At 61.6% G+C, this 24,380-nt stretch carries 17 protein-coding genes; 6 read left to right on the top strand and 11 right to left on the bottom strand.

The genetic code is table 11. The annotated features are described in order from the left end of the window. Positions 1 to 11: 11 nt before the first annotated feature. The 8 genes from HYE77_RS18745 to glnE are packed head-to-tail and all read right to left on the bottom strand — an operon-like array spanning position 12 to position 9,953. Positions 12 to 1,454, bottom strand: coding sequence for a lipopolysaccharide kinase InaA family protein (locus HYE77_RS18745; RefSeq protein WP_177008306.1), 1,443 nt, complete (start codon positions 1,452 to 1,454; stop codon positions 12 to 14). Next, positions 1,454 to 2,206 carry a lipopolysaccharide kinase InaA family protein gene (locus tag HYE77_RS18740; RefSeq protein ID WP_008439156.1) on the bottom strand — a complete coding sequence of 251 codons (753 nt, stop codon included), beginning with the start codon at positions 2,204 to 2,206 and terminating at the stop codon, positions 1,454 to 1,456. Before HYE77_RS18740 ends, HYE77_RS18745 begins: the two co-directional genes overlap by 1 nt. Continuing rightward, positions 2,203 to 2,937, bottom strand: coding sequence for a lipopolysaccharide kinase InaA family protein (locus HYE77_RS18735; RefSeq protein WP_003209451.1), 735 nt, complete (start codon positions 2,935 to 2,937; stop codon positions 2,203 to 2,205). The genes HYE77_RS18740 and HYE77_RS18735 overlap by 4 nt, the downstream gene beginning before the upstream one ends. Next, positions 2,937 to 3,743, bottom strand: a complete 807-nt coding sequence (gene rfaP, locus HYE77_RS18730; protein WP_003209450.1) for a lipopolysaccharide core heptose(I) kinase RfaP — start codon at positions 3,741 to 3,743, stop codon at positions 2,937 to 2,939. Before rfaP ends, HYE77_RS18735 begins: the two co-directional genes overlap by 1 nt. Then, positions 3,740 to 4,864 (bottom strand): glycosyltransferase family 4 protein, encoded by a 1,125-nt coding sequence (locus HYE77_RS18725; RefSeq protein ID WP_102367966.1) that lies wholly within the window; start codon positions 4,862 to 4,864, stop codon positions 3,740 to 3,742. The genes rfaP and HYE77_RS18725 overlap by 4 nt, the downstream gene beginning before the upstream one ends. Then, on the bottom strand, positions 4,864 to 5,922 hold the full coding sequence (waaC, locus tag HYE77_RS18720; protein WP_003209442.1) for a lipopolysaccharide heptosyltransferase I: 1,059 nt from the start codon (positions 5,920 to 5,922) through the stop codon (positions 4,864 to 4,866). Before waaC ends, HYE77_RS18725 begins: the two co-directional genes overlap by 1 nt. Before the next feature lies 1 nt (position 5,923). After that, positions 5,924 to 6,958 carry a lipopolysaccharide heptosyltransferase II gene (waaF, locus tag HYE77_RS18715; RefSeq protein ID WP_102367965.1) on the bottom strand — a complete coding sequence of 345 codons (1,035 nt, stop codon included), beginning with the start codon at positions 6,956 to 6,958 and terminating at the stop codon, positions 5,924 to 5,926. Between the two features lie 55 nt (positions 6,959 to 7,013). Beyond that, the gene (gene glnE / locus HYE77_RS18710) at positions 7,014 to 9,953 is read right to left on the bottom strand and encodes a bifunctional [glutamate--ammonia ligase]-adenylyl-L-tyrosine phosphorylase/[glutamate--ammonia-ligase] adenylyltransferase (protein ID WP_032899861.1); all 2,940 of its coding nucleotides are present in this window, start codon (positions 9,951 to 9,953) and stop codon (positions 7,014 to 7,016) included. A 383-nt stretch (positions 9,954 to 10,336) separates the two neighbouring features. Between glnE and aceE the strand changes: the two genes are divergently transcribed. The 4 genes from aceE to msrA all read left to right on the top strand — a co-directional run bounded on the left by aceE (position 10,337) and on the right by msrA (position 18,374). Then, entirely contained in the window at positions 10,337 to 12,982 is a 2,646-nt protein-coding gene (gene aceE / locus HYE77_RS18705; RefSeq protein ID WP_003209439.1) for a pyruvate dehydrogenase (acetyl-transferring), homodimeric type, read from the top strand. A gap of 11 nt (positions 12,983 to 12,993) precedes the next feature. Further along, a complete protein-coding gene (aceF, locus tag HYE77_RS18700) occupies positions 12,994 to 14,646 on the top strand; it encodes a dihydrolipoyllysine-residue acetyltransferase (protein WP_003209438.1) in 1,653 nt (550 codons plus the stop codon). A gap of 315 nt (positions 14,647 to 14,961) precedes the next feature. Further along, entirely contained in the window at positions 14,962 to 17,652 is a 2,691-nt protein-coding gene (locus tag HYE77_RS18695; RefSeq protein WP_003209437.1) for a bifunctional diguanylate cyclase/phosphodiesterase, read from the top strand. A gap of 74 nt (positions 17,653 to 17,726) precedes the next feature. Continuing rightward, entirely contained in the window at positions 17,727 to 18,374 is a 648-nt protein-coding gene (gene msrA, locus HYE77_RS18690) for a peptide-methionine (S)-S-oxide reductase MsrA (protein WP_003209436.1), read from the top strand. A 134-nt stretch (positions 18,375 to 18,508) separates the two neighbouring features. Here the strand turns inward: msrA and HYE77_RS18685 are convergent, their stop codons facing one another. Continuing rightward, entirely contained in the window at positions 18,509 to 19,345 is an 837-nt protein-coding gene (locus HYE77_RS18685; RefSeq protein WP_003209435.1) for a 23S rRNA (adenine(2030)-N(6))-methyltransferase RlmJ, read from the bottom strand. A gap of 174 nt (positions 19,346 to 19,519) precedes the next feature. On the opposite strand from HYE77_RS18685, the gene HYE77_RS18680 reads away from it, so the two are divergent. Further along, positions 19,520 to 20,797, top strand: a complete 1,278-nt coding sequence (locus HYE77_RS18680; protein ID WP_177066702.1) for an O-acetylhomoserine aminocarboxypropyltransferase/cysteine synthase family protein — start codon at positions 19,520 to 19,522, stop codon at positions 20,795 to 20,797. Here the strand turns inward: HYE77_RS18680 and HYE77_RS18675 are convergent. Beyond that, positions 20,783 to 21,496, bottom strand: coding sequence for a DUF4123 domain-containing protein (locus HYE77_RS18675; protein ID WP_023659354.1), 714 nt, complete (start codon positions 21,494 to 21,496; stop codon positions 20,783 to 20,785). The genes HYE77_RS18680 and HYE77_RS18675 overlap by 15 nt on opposite strands. Next, a complete protein-coding gene (locus HYE77_RS18670; protein ID WP_177069115.1) occupies positions 21,493 to 23,526 on the bottom strand; it encodes a type VI secretion system tip protein VgrG in 2,034 nt (677 codons plus the stop codon). The genes HYE77_RS18675 and HYE77_RS18670 overlap by 4 nt, the downstream gene beginning before the upstream one ends. A 188-nt stretch (positions 23,527 to 23,714) precedes the next feature. Here HYE77_RS18670 and HYE77_RS18665 point away from each other — a divergent pair, with 188 nt between their 5' ends. Further along, on the top strand, positions 23,715 to 24,209 hold the full coding sequence (locus tag HYE77_RS18665; protein ID WP_008439179.1) for a DUF2165 family protein: 495 nt from the start codon (positions 23,715 to 23,717) through the stop codon (positions 24,207 to 24,209). The last annotated feature ends 171 nt before the right edge of the window (positions 24,210 to 24,380 follow it).

Here is a 24,380-nt window from a genome sequence, read left to right as displayed (position 1 = left end):
GCCCTAAACCCCTAGCCCACTGCCTTTGGCAACCGCTGATCAATCACCCGATACAACGCACTGCTCTCAGGCCAGTTACGCATAAACCTTGCCCGATCCCTGGCATATGCCGGAGCGAAGCTGCTCAAGGACGTGTGCTGACACATCGAATCCAGGTCGATCAGCGCCCAGCGATCCGTGTGCCAGAACAGGTTATGCCCCTTGAAATCCCCATGGCTGATGCGCTCGCGGATCAACTCTGCGAACAAATTATCCAGGGCCTGCAATTCGGCCTCGGGTGCCTCGCCACTCTCAACATACGGCGCGAACCGCTCGATGATGTCCGGCCCCGGCAGGTACTCGGTCACCAGATACGCGCGGCTGCGCAGCCACAGGAAGCGCTTTTCCAGCAACGCCAGCGGCTTGGGCGTGGCGATGCCGAGGAACGCCAGGCGATTGCCTTCGCGCCACGAATGCCAGGCCCGGCTCGGGCGCCAGAAGCGCTTGAGCCAATGGGCAAACCCCTTGATGTTGTAGCGCTTGATCACGAGTGGTCGACCGGCTACCTCGACCTTGGCGACACTGGCCGCCCCACCGGTTTTATACAGGTGGCCCTGGTCGAGCAGCGCATCGGCCTGCGCCAGCACCGGCAGCATCGCCGCTTCTTCCTCACGACGAGTCGCGCGCAGAGCGAACGGCCCGCGCACGACGCTGAACAGCGTGCACTCCCGGCCAACCTTGCTCAGGAAATCCTTCAAGCGCCAGACGCTGACCTTGCGTACCTGCTTCTGCAACGCTTCGAGCGGCAACGCGTGTTCGCCATTGCTCAGCAGGTAATACACCAGCAACTCTTCGGTAAACGGCTCGAGGTTTTTCGGCAACTGCGCGAAAAACACCCCAAGGTTTTCCAGCACCCGGTTGCGCGACAGCGGTTTGCCCGCCTCTTCGACACAGATCCCGGCGCCGTCGATCAAATACAGTTTGCCGTCCTGACGCAGCAGGTTGTCCAGGTGCAGGTCTTCCTGCCACAGGCCCTTGGCGTGCATCTGCGCAATCGCACCCAGCGCTTCGGCGAGCACCGCTTGCTGCTGGTCAGCCAGCGGCGGCAGGTGTTCAACAGCCTGCCACGCATCAGCCAGGCTGTCGGCGCCTTCAAGAAACTCGAACAGCAGCCAACCGCCCTCACCCTCTTGCAGACCATCGGCCAGCAACAGCGGTGTGGTCAGGCCTTGTTCGGCCAACAACCGCACGCCCTTGAGTTCACGCTGAAAATGCCGCGCCGCCTTGCTGCCCACCAACAATTTGGCCAGCACCGGGCGCCCGCGCCACACAGCTGCGCCGACATAACGCTGGCCCGGCAATACCCGCAGCAGGCTCAGCAGTTGCAACTGCCCAGGCCCGGCAGCGTCTGCCAGTTCGATGCTCAGGGGCAGGCTTGGCGTGCGGCCGGCATTTTTCAGTTCGGACAAACGCATCAGCGGTTCTCCTTGTGACTGCGCCGGGCCGCCAGGCGCTGGTGCCAGGTGGCAACCAATGCGCTGTCCTGCGGCTGGTCCAGGTAGGCCGCCAACAGCTGGCGAACCTGATCGTCAGACCATTGCGGCGCACGGCGCAGCAGCGGCTCCAGGTCCTTGACCCGGTCACGCCAGCCGAACAGCAGCGGGCGGGTTTTCTCCAGGTCGATCAACTGTGCCGCATACCCGTCGCCGGTGGCTTGCAGGAAAATATGCTTGGGATAAAAACAGCCATGCACCTGGCCCACGCTGTGCAACTGACGAGCAAGCTGACCGCAGGCCAGCAGGATTGCCCGCTGCTGCACGTCGCTCAACTCAGACCATTGCTCCAGCAATGAATCCAGGTCATTCCAACCATCCAGCGCCCGGGTCAGCAACATCGCCCGATGCTCTCCAGCCACTTTGCGCTCACCGAAAAACGCCGCCTGCAATGCCGGAATACCCAACTGCCGATAGCGGCTGATGTTACGAAACTCGCGGGCAAAACTCGGCTCGCCAAACGGGCGGTGCAAGGTGCGCGTCAGGTAGTTGCTCTGGCGCTTGAGGTAGTAGCCCTGGCCTTCGAGTTCGAGGCGAAACACGCTGCTCCAGCCGCCGCGGCTGGTATTGGGCTCGTCCACCGCATCCAGTTGCTTGGCCCACAGCGCGTCGAAAGTGCCGAGGCCGTTGCGCTCAAGCAATGCTCGATCTTCGGCCGCCAGGAAATCACTCATTCTCGCCCCTCGAAAAACTTCACCACGTGGCGAATTCGCTGTTTGTCCGCCGCACTCAAGTGTTTGCGCTGACGGTATTGCATGTAGAAGCGCAGGCGCTGGGTAGCCGACAAGTGATACTTGGCGACCTTGTCCAGGCAGGCCAGGTCCTTGGTAATGCGGTATTTGAGCCAGAACCCGCGCCAGAAATCGCCGTTGGGGCAATCAATCAGGTACAGGGTTTGCTGGTCGTCCACCAACAAGTTGCGCCACTTCAAATCGTTGTGGGTAAACCGGTGGTCGTGCATGGTCCGCGTGTATTCAGCGAGCTGGCGACTGATCTTGTTGACCCACACCGGGTCTGACAGTTGCGGGTCATTGCGCTCGGCCAATGCCGACAAGTCTTCAGTCTTCGGCAGCTCGCGCGTGATCATCGCCCCGCGGTGATACGCCAGGCCTTTACGCTCCAGACCCCAGGCGATCACATCGGCGGTGGGTATGCCCCACTTGGCGAAGCGCTTGAGGTTCTGCCATTCGGACTTGACTCGTGGCTTGCCCAGATAGCGGCGCAACCCCTTGCCTGCACCGACGTAGCGCTTGACGTAATAGTTGACCCCGCCGCGCTCCACGCGAATCACTTCGGACAACGGATCGCGGGTCAGCCGCTCGCCTTGCAGGGCGAACACGGCTTCCAGGCTACCAAAGTCATCCGCCAGGGCGGCGTAAGCGGGTTCCAGGTTCCAACCCGCCATCAGAGCGCATCCCCGTATCGTTGCTTGCGTGCGTAAAGCTTGGCGGCCATGCGTTCCAACGCCGACAGCAGCGCGCTTTGCTCGCCCAGGATCTGGCGCAAAGGTTGCTGGAAGTAGGCCTTGAGAAACCGCAGTTTGTCGCGCCGGGTCAAACCGATCTCCAGGGCGGAGTAGTAAAGCCCCGCCAGGTCCTTGTCACGCCAGCGCCGGGGAATCTTCGAACGCACCTGGGCACGGTGCAGGTCGATCACCGAGAGCTTGATGTTGTGCACGGTAACCGGCTGGTCGGTGTGCAACAGGAAGTGGCACAGGTAGCAATCACGATGGTTCACGCCCCCCCGGTGCATCGTGCCCAGGGTGCGCGCAAGCTCAACGGTCAAGGCATGCCGAATCGCCGGCACGGGCGGCTGTTTGACCCAGTCCATGGTCAGGTCTTCAAGGCTGACGATAGGCGCCAGCTCTTCAGTGACGATGAACGAGTGCTGGTCGGCCGGGTTGCTGCCCTTTTCACCAAAGGCCACGCCGGTCATGGTGGGCACGCCGAGTTCCCGCAGACGCTGGATCGCGTCCCACTCCTGGCCCGCGCCCAAGACAGGCAACTTGGCCGTGATCAGGTTTTTGAGGATTTCACCCCAGCCAATTCCCCGGTGGATCTTTACAAAATAATGGCGGCCTTCCACTTCCGTACGCAGGGTACGGCGCGCGGCCAGCTCACGAAACACCTGGCCGTCCAGCTTCTCGACTTCGGCGAACGCATCGCGTCCGGCCCACAGGGTCTTGAACGGTTCGGCAAGAATCAACTTCATCGGTTTGGCTCCGCCAGAATCAGGTCCGCAGCGTACTGCGGCATGCTATAGAGGTCGGCCGTCTCAGCGAAGGCCAGACCATTGCGGCTCCAGGCCGCGCGCGCTTGTGGATCGTCGAGCATATCCACCAGGTAATGGTTGAGCTGGGCCTGCTCGAACGGTTCGTCCAACACCCGCCCACTCTGGGCCTTGTCGATGTAAAACGCGTAGCCGCAGACCTTGCTCACCAGCACCGGGAGGCCGGCGACCACCGCTTCGATCAGCACCATGCCGGCCGCCTCGTTGTACGCGGGGTGGATCAACAGGTCGGCGCCCAGCAGAAAGCGCGGGATGTCGCTGCGGCCCTTGAAGAACTGCACCTGGTCGCCCAGGCCCAGCGCAGCACTCTGCAATTGGAATACTTTGGGGTCGTCCTGGCCGATTACAAATAGCCGGGTGCGTTTCTTCAGGCTCGACGGCAGCGCGGCCACGGCCTTGAGGCTGCGATCGACGCCCTTGGTCTTGAAGCCCGAGCCAATCTGCACCAGCAGCAAATCATCGTCGGCCAGGCCGAATTCGCGACGAAACTCGGCGCGGATCTCGGCAGCATTGGGCGGCGCGCGGCGGTCGCGGGCGATGCCCGGCGGCAACAAATGAAAACGCTCGGCCTGGGTCTTGTAATACTGGGTGAACAGCTGCTGCTGGTGTTCGGACAGCACCATGATCTGCGTCTTGGCGTCTTTGTCGAACACTGCACGCTCGTATTCGGCAAAGTGCTTGTACCGGCCGAACCAGCGATACATCGGGTTGCGCAGGTTCTGCGCCTTGTCTTCGAACACGCCGTCGGCGGCGAAGTACAGGTCCAGCCCCGGCATCTTGTTGAAGCCCACCACGCGGTCGACCGGGCGCTTGGCCAGGTCGGCCTGGATCCAGGCGTAGAGCTTTTCATTGCGCCGATGGTTGACCAGCGCCTTGACCGGCGCCACCAGCACTTCAAAGCCCGGCGGCACGTCACCCTCCCAGATCAGCGTATAGACGCGAATCTGATGCCCGCGCTGCTGGCACTCCAGGGCAATACGCATGAAGTCGCGCTGCAGGCCACCAAAGGGGAAGTATTTGTAGAGGACAAAAGCCAGTTGCATCAGTGTTCCTCAGCCAGTAACAACGTGCTTAAACGAGTTGCGACACGCTCAGGGTTCAGGCGAGTGAAGCACAGGGGCCACTCGCGCTTGAGATCGAACCGACGCTGGTCTTCGGCAGTCGGTTGATAAGTGCATTTCTTTTGCAGGCATGGCGCACACGGGAAGTCGCTGGCCAGGTGAATCTGCGCCTTGCCATAAGCTCCGGTCAGGCCAGGATTGGTAGGGCCGAACAGGGAAATCGTTGGCACATCCAGCGCTGCGGCCAAGTGGCCAAGGCCGGTGTCGACCGCGACACACGCCTTCGCACCCGCCAGCACCCGGGCCACGCCCGCGAGGTTCAGCCTGGGCAGCACTTCGGCGTTTTTCAGGCCCTGGGCCAGGCGCTCAGCCCGGGCTTTTTCGGCGGCATTGCCCCACGGCAACTTCACGTCCACGCCAAAGCGGTCCATGCGCTCGGCCAGGTCGCGCCAGTAGGCTTCCGGCCAGTGCTTGGTGTCCCAGGTGGTGCCGTGCAGCAGCAGTACAAACGGTTTTTTCGGCGGCAGGCCCAGCAGCTTGTCGACACTGAGGCCGTAGTCGCCCAGGCCTTTTGGCAGGTCATAACCGAGGGCGACGGCAAACAGCTGGCGCAAGCGCTCCACCGCGTGCTGCCCACGGGCCACGGCCAGGCGTCGGGAATAGAAGTGCGCCGCCAATGGCTCGCGAGCCGACTGTTTGTCGAAACCGGCCACCGGGGCACGTACGTAGCGGGTCAGCCAGGCACTTTTCAGCAGGCCCTGGGCGTCGATCACCAGGTCATATTTGGTCGACTGCACGCTCTTCTTGAAGCGCCGCCATTCGCCACTCTTGAAGGTCTGCCAGAGGTTCTTGCGCCAGCGGCGGATCGCCACCGGGATCACCTTGTCCACCGCCGGGTGCCAGGTGGGAATCTCGGCGAAGCCTTCTTCCACCACCCAGTCAAACCGGATGCCCGGGATCGCCCGCGCCGCGTCGGTCAACGCCGGCAAGGCATGAATCACATCGCCCAGGGATGAGGTCTTGATTACCAGAACCCGCAACTTAACGAACCTCGACCACAGTGCCCTGCAACCGCTGCAACGCGTCGCTGACAGGTTGCGGCAGCAACTGGCGCAGGCAGTTGTAGTGGCCGAAGCGGCAGGTGCGATCAAAACACGGGCTGCAATCCAGGCCCAGGCGCACCACTTCGACCTTGTCGGCCAGCGGCGGGGTAAACCCGGGAGACGTCGAGCCATACACTGCCACCAGCGGGCGGTTCAGCGCCGCGGCCACGTGCATCAGGCCGGAGTCGTTGGACACCACCGCGTCGGCACAGGACAGCAGGTCGATGGCCTCGGCCAGGGATGTGTCGCCGCTCAGGTTGACCGCCTCTTCGCGCAGCCCCGGGATCAAGCGCTGGCGAATATCCTCGCCCACCGAATGATCGTTTTTCGAGCCGAACAACCAGACTTGCCAGCCCTCGCGAATCTTCATCTCCGCAACCTTGGCGTAATGCTCCGAAGGCCAGCGCTTGGACTCGCCAAACTCGGCGCCAGGGCACAGCGCCAGCACCGGACGGTCCAGCTCCAGGCCAAACTTCGCCAGGGCCGCATCCCGGGTGACCGGGTCGATTTGCAGGCTCGGACGTGGATACGGTGCAGGCAACTCGGCACCCGGCGCGTAGGCCAGGGCCATGAAGCGCTCGATCATCAGCGGGTAACGGGCCTTGTCGAGCTTGCGCACATCGTTGAGCAGGCCATAGCGAAACTCGCCACGCCAGCCGGTGCGTTTGGGAATACCGGCGAAGAACGGCACCAGTGCCGACTTCATCGAGTTGGGCAACAGGATCGCCTGATCGTACTGGCCAGCCAGGGACTTGCCGATGCGTCGACGGGTCGCCAGCTCCAGCGCGCCGTGGCCGAGCGGGAAGCTCAAGGCCTGACGCACCTCGGGCATGCGCTCAAGGATCGGCCGGCTCCACTCGGGGGCGAGCACGTCGATTTGGCAGTCGGGATGACGTTGCTTGAGGCACTGGAACAGTGTCTGCGCCATCACCATGTCACCGACCCAACTGGGCCCAACGATCAGAATATTCATGTAGTTTCCACAAACGATACGGGGAGGCTCATGCCTCCCCGCCTTATATAGTGTTTCAGCTTAACCCCAGTTCATGCCAGATTCGCTGCACCTGGCGCCGTTCGTCAGCGAACTGGTCCCCTGCCACCGTACCGGCCTCGTTCTGCAGGGCCTGGCGGTGAGCGGCGGAACGGTAGGCTTTATACACCTCGCGCAGCAAATGGGCATCGGCGGCGGGCATCAGCCCGACCTGCTCCAGGCCTTCCAGAATGCGGATATTGTCGGTGTAGCGCAGCAACGATGGATGTTGCGCAGACCACGCCAGAGCCGCGTATTGCACCATAAATTCAATATCGACGATACCTCCGGCGTCCTGCTTGAGGTCGAACGACGCCGTGGGTTCGAAGGCATTCGCCGCCGTTCCCGCCGCCGTGGACTTGGTGCCGAGGTTGTCGCGCATCTTGGCGCGCATCTCGCTGACCTCCTGGCGCAGCTTGTCCAGGTCCTGCGCGCGGCCCAGCACTTGCGCCCGTACCTGCTCGAAAGCACGGCCCACATCCTGACTGCCTACCAGCACTCGCGCACGCACCAGCGCCTGGTGCTCCCAGGTCCAGGCTTCGTTTTCCTGATAACGCGCAAATGCGCCCAGGGAACTCACCAGCAAACCGGATGCGCCCGAAGGCCGCAGGCGCATGTCCACTTCATACAACTGGCCCGAGTTGGTCTGGGTGGTCAGCAGATGAATGATTCGCTGCCCCAGCCGGGTAAAGAACTGCGCGCCGTCGATCGGCTTGGCACCGTCGGTTTCGGCCTGGGGGTCACCGTCATGGATAAACACCAGGTCCAGGTCCGAACCATGCCCCAATTCGATGCCGCCGACTTTCCCATAACCGACAATGATGAAGCCAGGATCGCACAAGGTGCCGTCCACCCGTTGCGGCGAGCCGTAGCGGGCAACCGTCTGGCGCCAGGCCAGGGCCAGCACTTGTTCGAGGATGGCTTCGGCGAGCCAGGTCAGGTAGTCGCTGACTTTCATCAGCGGCAGGCTGCCGGCGATTTCCGAGGCGGCCACCCGCAGGCGGTGGGCCAGCTTGAAGTGCCGTAGGGCCTCCATCTGCTGCTCAAGGTCATCTTCGGGGATGCGCGTCAGGCGCTCGCGCAATTCGGCGGCCAGTTCCGGCGCCAGCGGCGGCTTGAACAGGCGGCCTTCGTTGAGCAGTTCGTCCAGCAGCAGCGGGAAGCGAGTGATCTGCTCGGCAATCCACGGGCTGGCGGCGCACAGGGTCAGAAGGCGACGCAGGGCGTCGGGGTTTTCCGTCAGCAACACCAGATAAGCGGAACGCCGGGCGACGGCTTCGACCAAGGGCAGGACGCGCTCCAGTACCAGGTCCGGGTTGGCATGTTCAACGGCCTGGGCCAGCAAGCGCGGGATAAATGCATCCAGACGCTCGCGACCCAGGCGCTGCATGGCACGCAATTGCGGACTGCTGCGCAGGCCGGCCAGGGTTTTCAAGGCTTTGGGCGCGTCGGTAAAACCGCCTTCCTGCAACTGACGGCAGGCGGCTTCCTCGTCCTGGGACTCTTCCCACAACGGCAACCACTCACCGCCCACCATCAACTCGCTCTCTTCGCCCTCTTCTTCATCCGGATCGGCAATCACCTGGCGGAAATGCCAGTCCACCCGGCCACGCCAGTACATCAGGCGCTCATGAAACGCGGTCCAGTCCGGAAAGCCCAGCATGAAGGCAATCCGCGCCTGGTCTTCGGTGCCATCCGGGAGCATCTGCGTCTGGCGATCGGCGATCGCCTGGATCGCGTGCTCGGTGTAGCGCAGGAATTCATAGCCATCGCGCAGCTCGGCGACCACCGCCGGCGGCAGGTAACCCTGGCCTTCCAGGGTACCCAGCACTTTTAACAGTGGGCGCTGCTGCAGGCTCAGGTCACGGCCACCGTGGATCAGCTGGAACGCCTGGGCGATAAATTCGACTTCACGGATGCCGCCCGAGCCCAGCTTGATGTTCTCGGCCATGCCCTTGCGCCGCACTTCCTGCTGGATCAACTGCTTCATGGTGCGCAGCGCTTCGATGGCGGAAAAGTCCAGGTAACGCCGGTAGACAAACGGTCGCAGCATGTCGAGCAGTTGCGCACCGGCCACCTGGTCACCGGCCACCACCCGCGCCTTGATCATGGCGTAGCGTTCCCAGTCGCGGCCCTGGTCCTGGTAGTACTGCTCCAGCGCGTTGAAACTGAGCACCAGCGCCCCGGCTGAGCCGTAAGGTCGCAGGCGCATGTCGACCCGGAACACAAAGCCGTCGACGGTCATCGGGTCCAGGGCCTTGATCAGTTTTTGACCAAGGCGGATGAAGAACTCCTGGTTGTCCAGCGAGCGCTTCACGCCAACCGTGTCGCCGCCTTCGGGGTAGGCGAAGATCAGGTCGATGTCGGACGACAGGTTCAGCTCCACTGCGCCGAGCTTGCCCATGCCGAGGATGACCATGTGCTGCGGTTCGCCGCTGCGACGGCCCGTGGGTGTGCCGAACAATACGCAGTGGCGCTGGTACAACCACTGATAGGCCTGGTCGATGCTGGCGTCGGCCATGTCCGACAGGTCGCGGCAGGTTTGCACCAGGTCCGCCTGTCGGGTCAGGTCGCGCCAGATGATCCGCACCTGCTGGCGGGTGCGCTGGCGGCGCAGAACCCGGCCCAGTTCGTCTTCTGTCTCGGCTTGTTGCACGGCCGTCGCAATCTGCCCGCACAGCTCGCCGGGGGCAAAGCTGCGGTCCAGTTCGCCCCAGGCCACCAGCTCGAGCAACATCAAAGGGTCACGAACACTCTGTTCAATGACGAAATCACTGGCGGCGCACACACGGGCGAAGTCAGCCCAACGTTGCGGCGTCCACTCAGAAAGGCCATTATCGCCGTCCAATCCGGCCACGGCGTCACGAAATGACTGCTCGGCCCGCTTGGCAAATGGAAGCAGGATGGCCGGGAGTTCGGCCTGCATTGGAAGGCTCATGGTCTATCCTTGATCGGCGCGTAAAGGGCTTGTAGCTGTGAACGCAAGAACCACGCTCGGTGAAGGACTGTCGAACAAAGGTTAGAAATAGCTGAAAATTTTTCTTTTTTGGCAGTCAACATCAAATCTCTACCCTTTCTTGTTCGCAAAAGATCAACAATAACGATTATGCTCGCCAGCTAGACCGAGCAATCCGCTCAGTCTTGTGTAGTTTTACTACTCGTATATACATTCGAAAGGCTGAAATGGCCGACGATTTGTAGTAAAACTACAGGACGCCGAAGCAACCTTCGGCCATCCAAGAATTTATGTCGTCTGCCCACAAGGCCAGTCGCAAACTTCAGGCAACCGATTCTGGTAGCCTTTCCGCCCTGGAGCAAGCCATGCAAGACCTCGATCCCGTCGAAACCCAGGAATGGCTGGACGCCCTGGAATCGGTTCTCGACAAAGAAGGCGAAGACCGTGCTCACTACCTGATGACCCGTATGGGCGAACTCGCGACCCGCAGCGGCTCGCAACTGCCCTACGCCATCACCACGCCGTACCGCAACACCATCCCGGTAACCCACGAAGCACGCATGCCTGGCGACCTGTTCATGGAACGCCGCATTCGCTCGCTGGTACGCTGGAACGCCATGGCGATGGTAATGCGCACGAACTTGAAAGATTCTGACCTGGGCGGTCACATCTCCAGCTTCGCTTCCAGCGCAACCCTGTATGACATCGGCTTCAACTACTTCTTCCAGGCCCCGACCGAAGAACATGGCGGCGACCTGATCTACTTCCAGGGCCACACCTCGCCAGGCGTCTACGCCCGTGCGTTCATGGAAGGCCGCATCACCGAAGAACAAATGAACAACTTCCGCCAGGAGGTCGACGGCCAGGGCCTCTCGTCCTATCCGCACCCTTGGCTGATGCCTGATTTCTGGCAGTTCCCGACGGTATCCATGGGCCTGGGCCCGATCCAGGCGATCTACCAGGCACGCTTCATGAAGTACCTGGAAGCCCGTGGCTTCATCCCTGAAGGCAAGCAAAAAGTCTGGTGCTTCCTGGGCGACGGCGAGTGTGACGAGCCGGAATCCCTGGGCGCCATCTCCCTGGCCGGCCGCGAGAAGCTGGACAACCTGATCTTCGTCATCAACTGCAACCTGCAGCGCCTCGACGGCCCGGTTCGCGGCAACGGCAAGATCATCCAGGAACTCGAAGGTGTGTTCCGTGGTGCTCAGTGGAACGTGACCAAAGTCATCTGGGGCCGTTTCTGGGACCCACTGCTGGCCAAGGACGTCGACGGTATCCTGCAACGTCGCATGGACGAAGTCATCGACGGCGAGTACCAGAACTACAAAGCCAAAGACGGCGCGTTCGTACGTGAACACTTCTTCAACACGCCTGAACTCAAGGCAATGGTTGCAGACCTGTCCGACGACGAGATCTGGAAACTCAACCGTGGCGGCCACGACCCGTACAAGGTCTACGCGGCGTACCACGAAGCGGTCAACCACAAAGAACAACCGACCGTCATCCTGGCCAAGACCATCAAGGGTTATGGCACCGGTGCCGGCGAAGCGAAGAACACTGCGCACAACACCAAGAAAGTCGATGTCGACAGCCTGAAGTTGTTCCGCGACCGCTTCGACATCCCGGTCAAGGACGAAGAGCTGGAGAACCTGCCGTTCTTCAAGCCGGAGCCAAACAGCGCCGAAGCCCGCTACCTCAGCGAGCGTCGCACTGCACTGGGCGGTTTCGTGCCACAGCGCCGCGCCAAGAGCTTCAACATCCCGACTCCGCCACTGGATACCCTCAAGGCGATCCTGGACGGCTCGGGCGACCGTGAAATCTCCACCACCATGGCCTTCGTGCGGATCCTCGCACAGTTGGTCAAGGACAAGGAAATCGGCTCGCGTATCGTGCCGATCATCCCGGACGAAGCCCGTACCTTCGGTATGGAAGGCATGTTCCGTCAGTTGGGCATCTACTCCTCCGTCGGCCAGCTCTACGAGCCAGTCGATAAAGACCAGGTGATGTTCTACAAGGAAGACAAGAAGGGCCAGATCCTCGAAGAAGGCATCAACGAAGCGGGCGCCATGAGCTCCTTCATCGCTGCCGGTACTTCGTACTCCAGCCACAACCAGCCGATGCTGCCGTTCTACATCTTCTACTCGATGTTCGGTTTCCAGCGTATTGGCGACCTGGCTTGGGCAGCAGGCGACAGCCGTACCCGTGGCTTCCTGATCGGCGGTACTGCCGGGCGGACCACGCTGAACGGCGAAGGCCTGCAACACGAAGACGGTCACAGCCACATCCTGGCGGGCACCATCCCGAACTGCCGCACCTTTGATCCAACCTACGGCTATGAGCTGGCGGTGATCATCCAGGACGGCATGAAGAAGATGACCGAAGAGCAGCAGGACGTTTTCTACTACATCACCGTGATGAACGAGTCCTACCAGCAGCCAGCCATGCCGGCCGGTGTCGAGGAAGGCATCATCAAGGGCATGTACCTGCTCGAAGAAGACACCAAGGAAGCCGCTCACCACGTGCAACTGATGGGCTCCGGCACCATCCTGCGCGAAGTGCGTGAAGCTGCAAAAATCCTGCGTGAAGAGTTCAACGTCGGTGCTGACGTATGGAGCGTTACCAGCTTCAACGAACTGCGTCGCGACGGCCTGGCCGTAGAGCGCAGCAACCGCCTGCACCCGGGCCAGAAGCCTGCGCGCACCTACGTCGAAGAGTGCCTGGCTGGCCGTAAGGGTCCGGTTATCGCCTCTACCGACTACATGAAGCTGTTTGCTGAACAAATTCGTCAGTGGGTACCGTCCAAGGAATTCAAAGTCCTGGGCACCGACGGTTTCGGCCGTAGTGACAGCCGCAAGAAGCTGCGTCACTTCTTCGAAGTCGACCGTCACTTCGTGGTGTTGGCAGCCCTGGAAGCCTTGGCTGACCGTGGTGAAATCGAACCCAAGGTGGTAGCAGACGCTATCGTCAAGTTCGGGATCAACCCGGAAAAACGCAACCCACTGGACTGCTGAGGAGACTTTCTGTGAGCGAACTCATTCGCGTACCTGACATCGGCAGCGGTGAAGGTGAAGTAATTGAACTGTTTGTGAAGGTCGGCGACACCGTCGAAGCCGACCAGAGCATCCTGACCCTGGAATCGGACAAGGCGAGCATGGAAATCCCTGCTCCCAAGGCCGGCGTGGTCAAAAGCCTGAAAGTGAAGCTGGGCGACCGCCTGAAAGAAGGCGACGAACTGCTTGAGCTGGAAATCGAAGGTGCCGCTGATGCGGCCCCTGCGGCGGCCGCTCCTGCTGCTGCCCCGGCTCCTGCCGCCGAGAAGCCTGCCGCTGCTGCCGAGGCCCCTGCGGCTCCGGCGGCTGCACCTGCCGCCGAAACAGTCCAGGACATTCATGTTCCGGACATCGGTTCGTCGGGCAAGGCCAAGATCATCGAGCTGCTGGTTAAAGTCGGCGACACCGTCGAAGCTGATCAATCGCTGATCACCCTGGAGTCCGACAAGGCCTCCATGGAAATCCCTTCGCCGGCAGCCGGCGTGGTGGAAAGCATTGCCGTGAAGCTGGAAGACGAAGTCGGCACTGGTGACTTCATCCTCAAGCTGAAAGTAGCGGGCGCTTCGGCTCCTGCTGCTGCCGCTCCGGCCGCCGCTGCTCCGGCCGCCAAGGCTGAAGCCGCACCGGCTGCCGCCGCGCCTGCACCTGCGCCTGCTGCAAAAGCCGAGGCCGCACCGGCTCCGGCGGCTGCACCTGCGCCAAGCGGTGCCAAGGTTCATGCCGGCCCTGCCGTGCGCCAACTGGCCCGTGAATTCGGCGTCGAGTTGAGCGCGGTAACCGCCAGCGGTCCACACGGTCGCGTGCTCAAGGAAGACGTGCAGGTTTACGTCAAATCCATGATGCAGAAGGCCAAGGAAGCTCCGGCTGCCGGCGCTGCTACCGGTGGCTCGGGCATTCCGCCGATCCGCACCGTCGACTTCAGCCGCTTCGGCGAAATCGAAGAAGTGCCGATGACCCGCCTGATGCAAATCGGCGCGGCCGGCCTGCACGCCAGCTGGCTGAACATCCCGCACGTGACCCAGTTCGACCAGGCCGACATCACCGACCTGGAAGCATTCCGCGTTGCGCAGAAAGCCGTGGCCGAGAAGGCCGGCGTGAAGCTGACCGTGCTGCCCCTGCTGCTCAAGGCTTGCGCACATTTGCTCAAGGAACTGCCGGACTTCAACAGTTCGCTGGCGCCAAGCGGCAAGGCGATCATTCGCAAGAAGTACGTGCACATCGGCTTTGCCGTCGACACTCCGGATGGCCTGCTGGTACCGGTCATCAAGAACGTCGACCAGAAGAGCCTGCTCCAGCTTGCCGCTGAGGCTGCTGCACTGGCTGCCAAGGCCCGCGACAAGAAGCTCACCCCGGACGACATGCAGGGCGCGTGCTTCACCATCTCCAGCCTCGGGCACATTGGCGGCACTGGCTTCACGCCAATCGTCAACGCGCCGGAAGTGGCGATCCTGGGTGTTTCCAAGGCCACTATCCAGCCTGTGTGGGACGGTAAAGCGTTCCAGCCGAAGCTGATGCTGCCACTGTCGCTGTCCTACGATCACCGTGTGATCAACGGCGCGGCTGCCGCACGCTTCACCCAGCGCCTGAGCCAGTTGCTGAACGACATCCGCACCATCCTGCTTTAAGCCACAACAGGTCTTCTGCCCATGCAGAAGACCTGGCTTCAACGATTTCCGAGCGCCACGCTCGTACCTCAACCCCGCCAATTGGCGGGGCTTTTTTTGCCTGCTTTCCAGGGAAAACCTGGACACGGAAATCGAGGTTGTACACCGCCCATCACCCCGGTTGCAGAAAACCGCTCGCTGGCCGATAACCCACTTATAGCACTTAGCCTTCATCCTCTCTTGTCAGCCTGTGCTGCATGATGCAACCTTGCCGCAGGCAACAGTAAAGAGGGCGTGAGCCCGGCGCGATGCGCATTTTTCCAAGCGAGTTTCCCCATGAAAAGCCAACCCGATGTCGCCCGTACGGCGGCCGAGGTAGTGACGCAATTACCGGTGCCTTCGCGCCTCGGTATGCTGCGTTTCGAGCGGCTTAATGAGGCTAGCTGGGCCCTGCTGTACCTCGACCCCAATTGCGAACGCCAGTTCGGCCTGCCCGCGATGGAACTGTGCGCCCTGATCGGCTCGCCCTACGCCAGCCTGATGGAGCCCCAGGCGCGCTATCAACTGCATGATGCGATCCAGGAACAGCTGACCATCAGCCCGCATTACCTGGTGCGCTACACCCTGCACACCAACGACGGCCCGTTGAGCCTGCTGGAACTGGGTGAAGCCTACAAACAACACAATCGTCACCTGCTGCGCGGCTACCTGATGGTGGTCGACGGCCTGTTCAGTGATCTCCCACCGGCCCCTGCGGCAGACCTGGAGAGCCAGAACAGCCGCTTGCAGATTGCCCTGGAACTCAACCAGCGCGCCCAGCAGGAACAACTGCAACACCTTGAGCGGGTGCGCGCCCAGCAGGAGTTGATCCTGCTGCTGGCCCGCCAGCGCTACAGCACCAACAACTCGCTGCAGGAAGCCGCCGAGCTGATCACCCGCAGTGCCTGCGATATCTACCAGATCGACTGCGCGAGCATCTGGAACCTCGAAAACCAGCATCTGGTGCCGATTTCCGCTTATCACCGCGCCGATCAGCAGCACCACCTGCCAGAGTCTATCGATGCCAGTGGCTTCCCGGATTACCTGGAAGCCCTGCAAACCAGCCGTGCGATCGACGCCACCAACGCCATGCGCGACCCACGCACGCGTGAGATGGCCGAGAGCCTGCGCCCGCGGGATATCCACGCCATGCTCGACGCCAGCATCCGCGTCGATGGCAACGTGGTCGGCGTGTTGTGCCTGGAGCAAAGTGGCAGCACCCGCGTCTGGCAGTCCGACGAGATCGCCTTTGCCGGCGAGCTGGCCGACCAGTTCGCCCAGGTGATCAACAACCACAACCGCCGCACCGCCACCAGTGCCCTGCACTTGTTCCAGCGAGCCGTGGAGCAAAGCGCCAATGCGTTCCTGCTGGTCAATTGCGACGGCGTGGTGGAATACGTCAACCCCAGCTTTACCGCGATCACCCAGTACAGCACCGAAGAAGTCCACGGCCACCAGCTGTCGGAACTGCCGGCACTGGAGAACCTCAGCGAGCTGCTGTTCGACGCGCCTTCAAGCCTGGCCAAGAGCAACAGTTGGCAAGGCGAGTTCAAGAGCAGGCGCAAAAACCTCGAACCCTACTGGGGCCAGTTGTCGATCTCCAAGGTTTATGGCGATAACCGTGAGTTGACCCATTACATCGGCATCTACGAAGACATCACCCAGACCAAGCTGGCCCAGCAGCGCATCGAGCGGCTGGCCTACACCGACAACCTGACCAACCTGGGCAACCGCCCGGCGTTCATCCGCAACCTGGACGAACGCTTTGCCCGGGACAGCGACAGCCCCATCAGCCTGCTGCTGGTGGACATCGACAACTTCAAGCGGATCAACGACAGCCTCGGCCACCAGACCGGCGACAAGCTGCTGATCAGCCTGGCCCGGCGCCTGCGCAACAGCCTGACCGCCAGTGGCAGCCTGGCGCGATTTGCCAGTAACGAATTTGCCGTGCTGCTGGACGATACCGACCTTGAAACCGGCCAGCAGGTCGCCAGCCAGTTGCTGGCCACCCTCGACAAGCCGATGTTCGTCGACAACCAGCTGATCAGCGTCACCGGCTCCGTGGGCCTCGCCTGCGCGCCGCTGCATGGCCGCGACCCGCAGACCCTGATGCGCAACGCAGGCCTGGCGCTGCACAAGGCCAAGGCCAACGGCAAACACCAGGTGCAGGTATTTACCGAAGCGCTGAATGCCGAAGCCAGCTACAAACTGTTCGTGGAAAACAACCTGCGCCGCGCCCTGACCCAGAACGAACTGGACGTGTTCTACCAGCCCAAGCTGTGCCTGCGCAGCGGTCGTCTGCTGGGGATGGAAGCGTTGTTACGCTGGAACCATCCGGAAAAGGGCATGATCCGCCCCGATCAATTCATCAGCGTGGCGGAAGAGACTGGGCTGATCATCCCCATCGGCAAATGGATCGCCCGCCAGGCCTGCCGCATGAGCCGACAGCTGACCGCCGCCGGCATGGGCAACCTGCAAGTGGCGATCAACCTGTCGCCCAAGCAGTTTTCCGACCCGGACCTGGTGGCCTCGATTGCCACGATCCTCAAGGAAGAACAGTTGCCGGCCAACCTGCTGGAACTGGAGTTGACCGAAGGCCTGCTGCTGGAAGCCACCGAAGACACGCGCCTGCAACTGGACCAACTGAAGAGTTTCGGCTTGACCCTGGCGATGGATGACTTCGGTACCGGTTACTCGTCGCTGAGCTACCTGAAAAAATTCCCGATCGACATCATCAAGATTGATCGCAGCTTCATCCATGAAATCCCGGACAACCAGGACGACATGGAAATCACCTCGGCGGTGATCGCCATGGCCCACAACCTCAAGCTCAAGGTGGTGGCCGAAGGCATCGAGACTGCCGAGCAGCTGGCGTTCCTGCGCCGCCACCGTTGCGACGTCGGCCAGGGCTACCTGTTCGACCGGCCAATCCCGGGGGCCGAGCTGATGACGATGCTTAAACGCTACCCTCGCGGGCCAATCGCCTGACAGCGCGGTAACACTCGGGCACACTGGCAGTCTGAACTCTTACTTGTAACTCAATCTGACTGAGAGGACTGATCATGGTCTTGCGCTCGGAAATCCTGGTGAATAAAAACGTGCTTCCCACTCAAGAACAAGCTTTGCCTGGCCGTGAAACCCCGATGTCGCTGCCCGAGACGCACTTCGTCAACGGCAACCCCCTGCTGGGCCCCTTTGTCGACAACGTAGAGTTTGCGATCTTCGGCCTGGGTTGCTTCTGGGGTGCAGAGCGTCGTTTCTGGCAGCGCGACGGTGTGGTCAGCACTGTGGTGGGCTATGCCGGCGGCTACACGCCGAACCCGACGTATGAAGAAGTCTGCTCGGGCCTGACCGGCCACAGCGAAGTGGTGTTGGTGGTGTTTGACCAGGACAAGATCAGCTACGAAGAGCTGCTGAAAATGTTCTGGGAACTGCACAACCCGACCCAGGGCATGCGCCAGGGCAATGACATCGGCAGCCAGTACCGCTCGGTGATCTACGCGGTCAAGCCGGAGCACCTGGAGGCGGCGAAGGCCAGCGCAGAGGCTTATCAGGCGGAATTGACCAAGGCCGGCCTGGGCACCATCACCACCGAAATCGAAGAAGCGCCGACGGTGTATTTCGCCGAGGCGTACCACCAGCAGTACCTGGCGAAGAATCCGCAGGGTTACTGCGGAATCGGCGGCACCGGCGTGACCTGCCCGATCTAAGAGCGACACCGATAAAAATGTGGGAGCGGGCTTGCTCGCGAAAGCGGAGTGTCAGTCACTGAATGTGTTTCTGATACACCGCATTCGCGAGCAAGCCCGCTCCCACATTGGGTCTTCAATACCTTGAGATTGGCTTACTCGGCGATAAGCCAATCCATCTGCCAGCCACCCTGGGTTTGCCCAAGCTGCTTGGACAACCACGGCAGCAGCTCACGCAACTCCTCCTCCAGCCCCCACGGCGGATTGGCAATCGCCAGACCCGAACCGGTCAGGGTGTTGGGCGTGTCCAGCGGATGCACCAGCAATTCCACCCGCAGCAACTTCGGCGCACCGGTACCGGCCAGGTCCTGGTAGAAGCGGCGCAGCATGCGCTGGTCCTTCACCGGGTACCAGATCGCAGCCACTGTCTGGCGCATCCGGCTCACGGCTTCCTTGAGGGACGCGGCGCAGCGCTGCATCTCGTCGAGCTTCTCGAACGGCGGGTCTATCAACATCAACGCACGCTTTTCCGGCACCGGCAGCAATGCCCGTGGCACGTGCCAGCCTTCGCCAAGGTGGACTTTCACCCGACGATCACCCTTCATGTTGTCCTTGAGCAGCAGGCCGTCTTCCGGGTGCTTTTCGTTGAGCAGCACGCGGTCCTGAGGACGAGTCAGGCGTCGCGCCAGCTCCGGCGAACCCGGGTAGTAGCGCAATTCGCCATCCGGGTTCATCTCGTGCAGCACACGCATGTAATCGGCGGTCAGCGGCGGCAGGTCGGCCTGGCCCCACAGGCGGGCGATGCCTTCCAGGTATTCACCGGTACGGTTCGCCTGGTCGCCCTGCAGGTCGTACAGACCAATGCCGGCGTGGGTGTCGAGATAGGCAAACGGCTGCTCCTTGCGCGACATCAGGGCGATGAGGCGGGTCAAGGTCAGGTGTTTGAAGACATCGGCGTGGTTGCCGGCGTGATAGGCGTGACGATAATTCATGGTTGCTCCTGCGCAGGGGGCGAAGTTTACCTTTTACGCAGGCAAAGGTGCAGGGCTGCGCGTCAGGTGGCGCTTATGCCGCAAACACAGGGGCGCTGCCGAAAATAGTCTAATTGGCGGTGCGAAAGCGGATTTATTGTGGCGAGCAATTATCCATGGAGGTCATAACAACTCATGAAAGACGCCACCATCGCTTTGCACCATGGCTTCAAGTCGGACCCGACTACCAAGGCCGTCGCCGTGCCGATCTACCAGAACGTCGCTTTCGAATTCGATAACGCCCAGCACGGCGCCGACCTGTTCAACCTCGACGTGCCCGGCAATATCTACACGCGCATCATGAACCCCACCAACGACGTGCTGGAGCAACGCATCGCAGCACTCGAAGGCGGCATCGCGGCCCTGGCGGTGTCGGCCGGCAGCGCGGCGATCCACTACGCGATCCAGACCCTGACCCGTGCCGGTGACAACATCGTCACCACCCCGCAGCTGTACGGTGGCACCTACACCCTGTTCGCCCACTTGCTGCCGAGCTTCGGCGTTGACGTGCGCTTCGCCCGTGACGACTCCGCCGAAGCCATCGCCGAGCTGATCGATGACAACACCAAACTGGTGTACTGCGAGAGCATCGGCAACCCGGCAGGCAATATCATCGATATCGAAGCCCTGGCCAACGTCGCCCATGCCCGTGGCGTGCCGCTGATGGTGGACAACACCGTGGCCACGCCAATCCTGTGCAAGCCGATCCAGTTCGGCGCGGACATCGTCGTGCATTCGGTGACCAAATACGTGGGCGGCCACGGCAACTCGCTGGGTGGCGTGATCGTCGACAGCGGCACCTTTCCCTGGACCCAGTACCCGGAGAAATTCCCCGGCCTCAACCAGCCGGAGCCGGCCTATCACGGTGTGGTCTACACCGAAAAATTCGGCCCGGCGGCGTTCATCGCCCGCGCCCGTACCGTGCCGCTGCGCAACACCGGCGCGGCCCTGGCGCCGATGAATGCATTCCTGCTGCTGCAAGGCCTGGAAACCCTGGCCCTGCGCATGGAGCGCCACACCGAAAACGCCTTGAAGATTGCCCACTTCCTGCAAGACCACGCACTGGTGGAGTGGGTCAGCTACGCCGGCCTGCCGGATCACCCCCACCATCACCTGGCGCAGAAATACATGCAGGGCAAACCGTCGGCGATTCTGTCCTTCGGCCTGAAGGGTGGTTATGAGGCAGGCGTGCGTTTCTACGATTCGCTGCAGATCTTCAAGCGCCTGGTGAACATTGGCGATGCCAAGTCCCTGGCCTGCCACCCGGCGTCCACCACCCATCGCCAGATGAATGAACAGGAGCAGGCGAAGGCCGGGGTGAAGCCGGAGATGATTCGCCTGTCGGTGGGCATCGAGGCCATTGAAGACCTGATCGAGGACCTGCAGCAGTCGCTGACCTCAACCCAGCTCTGAGGCCAGCCAGGCGGCCAGCGCCTGATGGCTGACATCCGGCCGGCGCACGAAGTAGGCGACCTTGTGCTTCAAGGTCGCTGGCACAAAGGCGCTGTATAGGTCCGGGCGCTGTTCTTCCAGCCATTGCAACAGGTTGTCCACCTGCGTAACGCTCGATTGCTCACCCAGGTGCTGGAGAACATGCGGCGGCACTTGCCACCATGGGCCGGGCTTTGCCGCTCCCGCTGCCGTAACCGCTACCTCATGCTGGCGACCATTGATCCAGTAGCGACTGAACACCGGGAGCAACTCCTTTGCCTGTGGCCCCAGCGCCTGCAACACAGGCAGGACATAAGCACCGTCCCAGAAGCGAAAGAACACCGCCGGCCCTTCCGGCAACAGTACCTTGGTCAGGCTGCGCAGATGCTCGACGACGGTGTGCAAGGAACAGGACGACACCGCCAGCCAACCCCAGTCGATACCTTCACATTCAGCGGCCCATTTCAAAAAAGCGCTGTCGACGGCGACCACCGCGACGTAGGGCATGACCTCCTCCCACGCTGCATACTCGCTACCCGCCCAGATGGGGCTAAGTGCACGTCCGTCGGTACGCCGCCACGCATCGAGCGGCTTGCAGTCGCTGGCATTGCCCATCACCACAAACAACTGCTCGCCCGCCTGCAACGGCGCAGCCTCAAGCCACTGCCCGGGAGAAATCATGGCGCACCCGCGGGCAGTGATGTATTGCGATGCAGGGGCGTATTGCACACGCCATTCCTGCAGCGCTCGCACTCTTCGCAAAAGGGTGCGCTGCGCTTCAGGCTTAACACCTGGACGGCACTCAACGGTGCAGGTATTACCGCCAGCAACTTTTCCTGCAGCCCCGGCGTCAGCGGCGCTCCCGCCGGTGCCGGGGCGCCGCCAAGCTGGATTTGCGTGCTGCTGAAAATCCCGCCCGCCGAAACGTTGATCCACTGCCCACCGGCCTGGAGGGTCACGCTGGCACCCGCATCAATAACGACGTTTTTCCCGGCACCGATGTGAATGGTCAACCCGGCACGTACCTGCTGGGAGCCCGCGACCATCAGGTGATCGTCCTGCTTGAGTTCGGTCAGGCGGTTGCCGTGGGTGGTGCGCTGTTCTTCGCCCTGAAGCTCGTGACGATCAAGGCCTTTGACGATCACGTCGCGCTGGTTGTCGACCTGCACGTGCTGGTCGTGCAGTACATGCTGGGTCCAGTTGCGCTGGGCGCGCAGGTAGATTTCCTCGGCACCCTTGCGGTCCTCGATGCGCAGCTCGTTGTAGCCACCGCCGCCGGGGCTGGTCTGGCTACGGAAGATGCTGCGGGTCTTGTCGGCTGGCAGGTCCAGCGGCACCGGCGTGGCGGCATTGGCCAGGCAACCGACCACCAGCGGCGTGTCGGCGTCGCCGTCGACGAAACCCACCAGCACCTCCATGCCTACCCGCGGGATCAACACCGAGCCGTAGTGCTCATGGGCCCAGCCACTGGCCACCCGCAGCCAGCAACTGGAATGTTCGTCGTGCTCCCCGGCGCGATCCCAGGCCATCTGCACCTTGACCCGGCCATACTCGTCACAATGGATCTCGCTGCCTGCCGGCCCTGTAACCACGGCGTTTTGATAGCCAGACACCGGCGGTCGCGATACCAGCAGCGGTGTTCGAAACGGCACCTCCCATGGCGTTACGACAAAGTGATTGCTGTAGCCCTGAGCCGATTCATCACCTGAGGCGTCGATGGTCGACTCCTCCAGCACCTGAGGCTGGCGCCCTGCATGCGTCACCTGGGTGACCAGCCACAAATCATTCCATTCCTGGCGAGGATGCCCTCCCATCCTCAGGAACTGCCCGCTGACCAGGGACGGCTGGTCGCTATGGCCACTGGCCTGGCGAAAGTCACCGCGATGGCGCTCCAACCTACGTTGCGCCAGGTATTTACCATGAGCGCGATCCGTAAAATTCCCGGGATAACACTGTTCCTCCAGCATGGGACGCTGGCCGCCGGACGCCGTGCTTTCCAAGCTCAGGCGTGGCTTTCTGAAGTCGTAGTCCCGCAGATTCACATCGGTGGTACGGGTCTTCAACCCCAGGGTAAAACGCTTGATCACCGGCGTGTCGGCAACCATCCCCGAACCCGCCGCGTATTGAGTGGCTTGCTCAGGCTGGGCGAACACGCTCTGGTCATCGCCGAACACCAAAAGGTGGCGCTCGGGGTGATGCTGGAAGTGGTAGTGAATGCCCGACTCGGCGCACAAGCGCTGGATGAACGCCAGATCGGTTTCGCCAAACTGAACGCAGTACTCACGCTCGGGGTACACCCCGCTCAGTTGAAACGAGAAGGCATCCGCCTGGATACCCTGCCCTTCCAGCACCAGTGCAATGATCTGCGGCACCGTCCGGTTCTGGAAAATCCGCTGGTGAGCGCTGTGCTCAAGATAAGCCAACTGCGGAACCAGCGTGATCTGATAACGCGTCAGGCGCTTGCCCGAGTCGCCTTGCGCCACCCGATAGACCTGGCCATGAATACCATGGCCATGCGCATCAAACCCCAGGAACGCCTGGCGATGCATCAAGCTTTCCAGGTCAAGGTCGGGTTGCTCGCTGACCAGTTCAAGGTCAAAACGATAGGGCAGGCTGACGAATTCATCGCCCGTGAACTCACGTACCTTGAGATCACTGGGCACACCGTCGAGGGTCAGGCTAAAGGCACTTTGATTGGCAGGAGCGAACATCTGGTGTTTCTCTGCGAGTAGTGGGTGGCCGATTCTGCACCAGCTGTTTGCCGAGCTGAGTGCGCTGCAGGCAAATCAGTAAATCCCTACATCGCAGGCGCTTTAATCTTCATGTATCAGGCATCGAAGCCCTACCACCAGCGTGCTAGCGTATTCGTCCCCCGTCGCCCCATGACAATGGAAAAAACATGGCCACCCGCTACGCAAAAATCGTCCTGACCCTTGCCCTGGCAGCCTTCGCCACACTCGTGGCCTTCAGCAACATCACCGACTACGGCTCCAACTTTGCCTTCGTCAAACATGTGCTGAGCATGGACACCACCTTCCCCGGCAACGCCGCGATGTATCGCGCCATCACCACCCCATGGCTGTGGCACGGTGCATATTGGCTGATCATCGCCGGTGAAGCCCTGACGGCCGTGCTGCTGGCGCGTGGAGCGCTGGCCTTGTGGCGGGCTCGTCGTGCCACAGGTATCGACTTCAATCGCGCCAAGAAAAGCGCAATCGTCGGGCTGACCCTGGGTTTCGTGGTGTGGTTCTTCGGCTTTATGGTGATCGGCGGCGAGTGGTTCCTGATGTGGCAATCCCATCAGTGGAACGGCCAGGAAGCGGCGTTCAAGTTCTATATGGCGATCCTGGGTGTGCTGATTTTTCTCAACCAGCCGGACACTGACCACGACTGAAAAACCACGAATTCAAAATCGGTGGATGCCCTTTCACAAACTACTGTCAGATAGCTGACGGTAGTTTGTAGCCCTTTTCCCAAAGTATAAAAACCGCCTCACATTCAACGCTCACAGCCACCAGGCGAGCCCTTAAATTGGCCGTTTACTTCAGTGATCATCTGAATCTGT

It is taken from the genome of Pseudomonas sp. IPO3774 (assembly GCF_013386835.1).
Classification (GTDB): domain Bacteria; phylum Pseudomonadota; class Gammaproteobacteria; order Pseudomonadales; family Pseudomonadaceae; genus Aquipseudomonas.
Note: the sequence above shows the minus strand (reverse complement) of the source record. Positions and strands in the feature narration are given on the sequence as shown.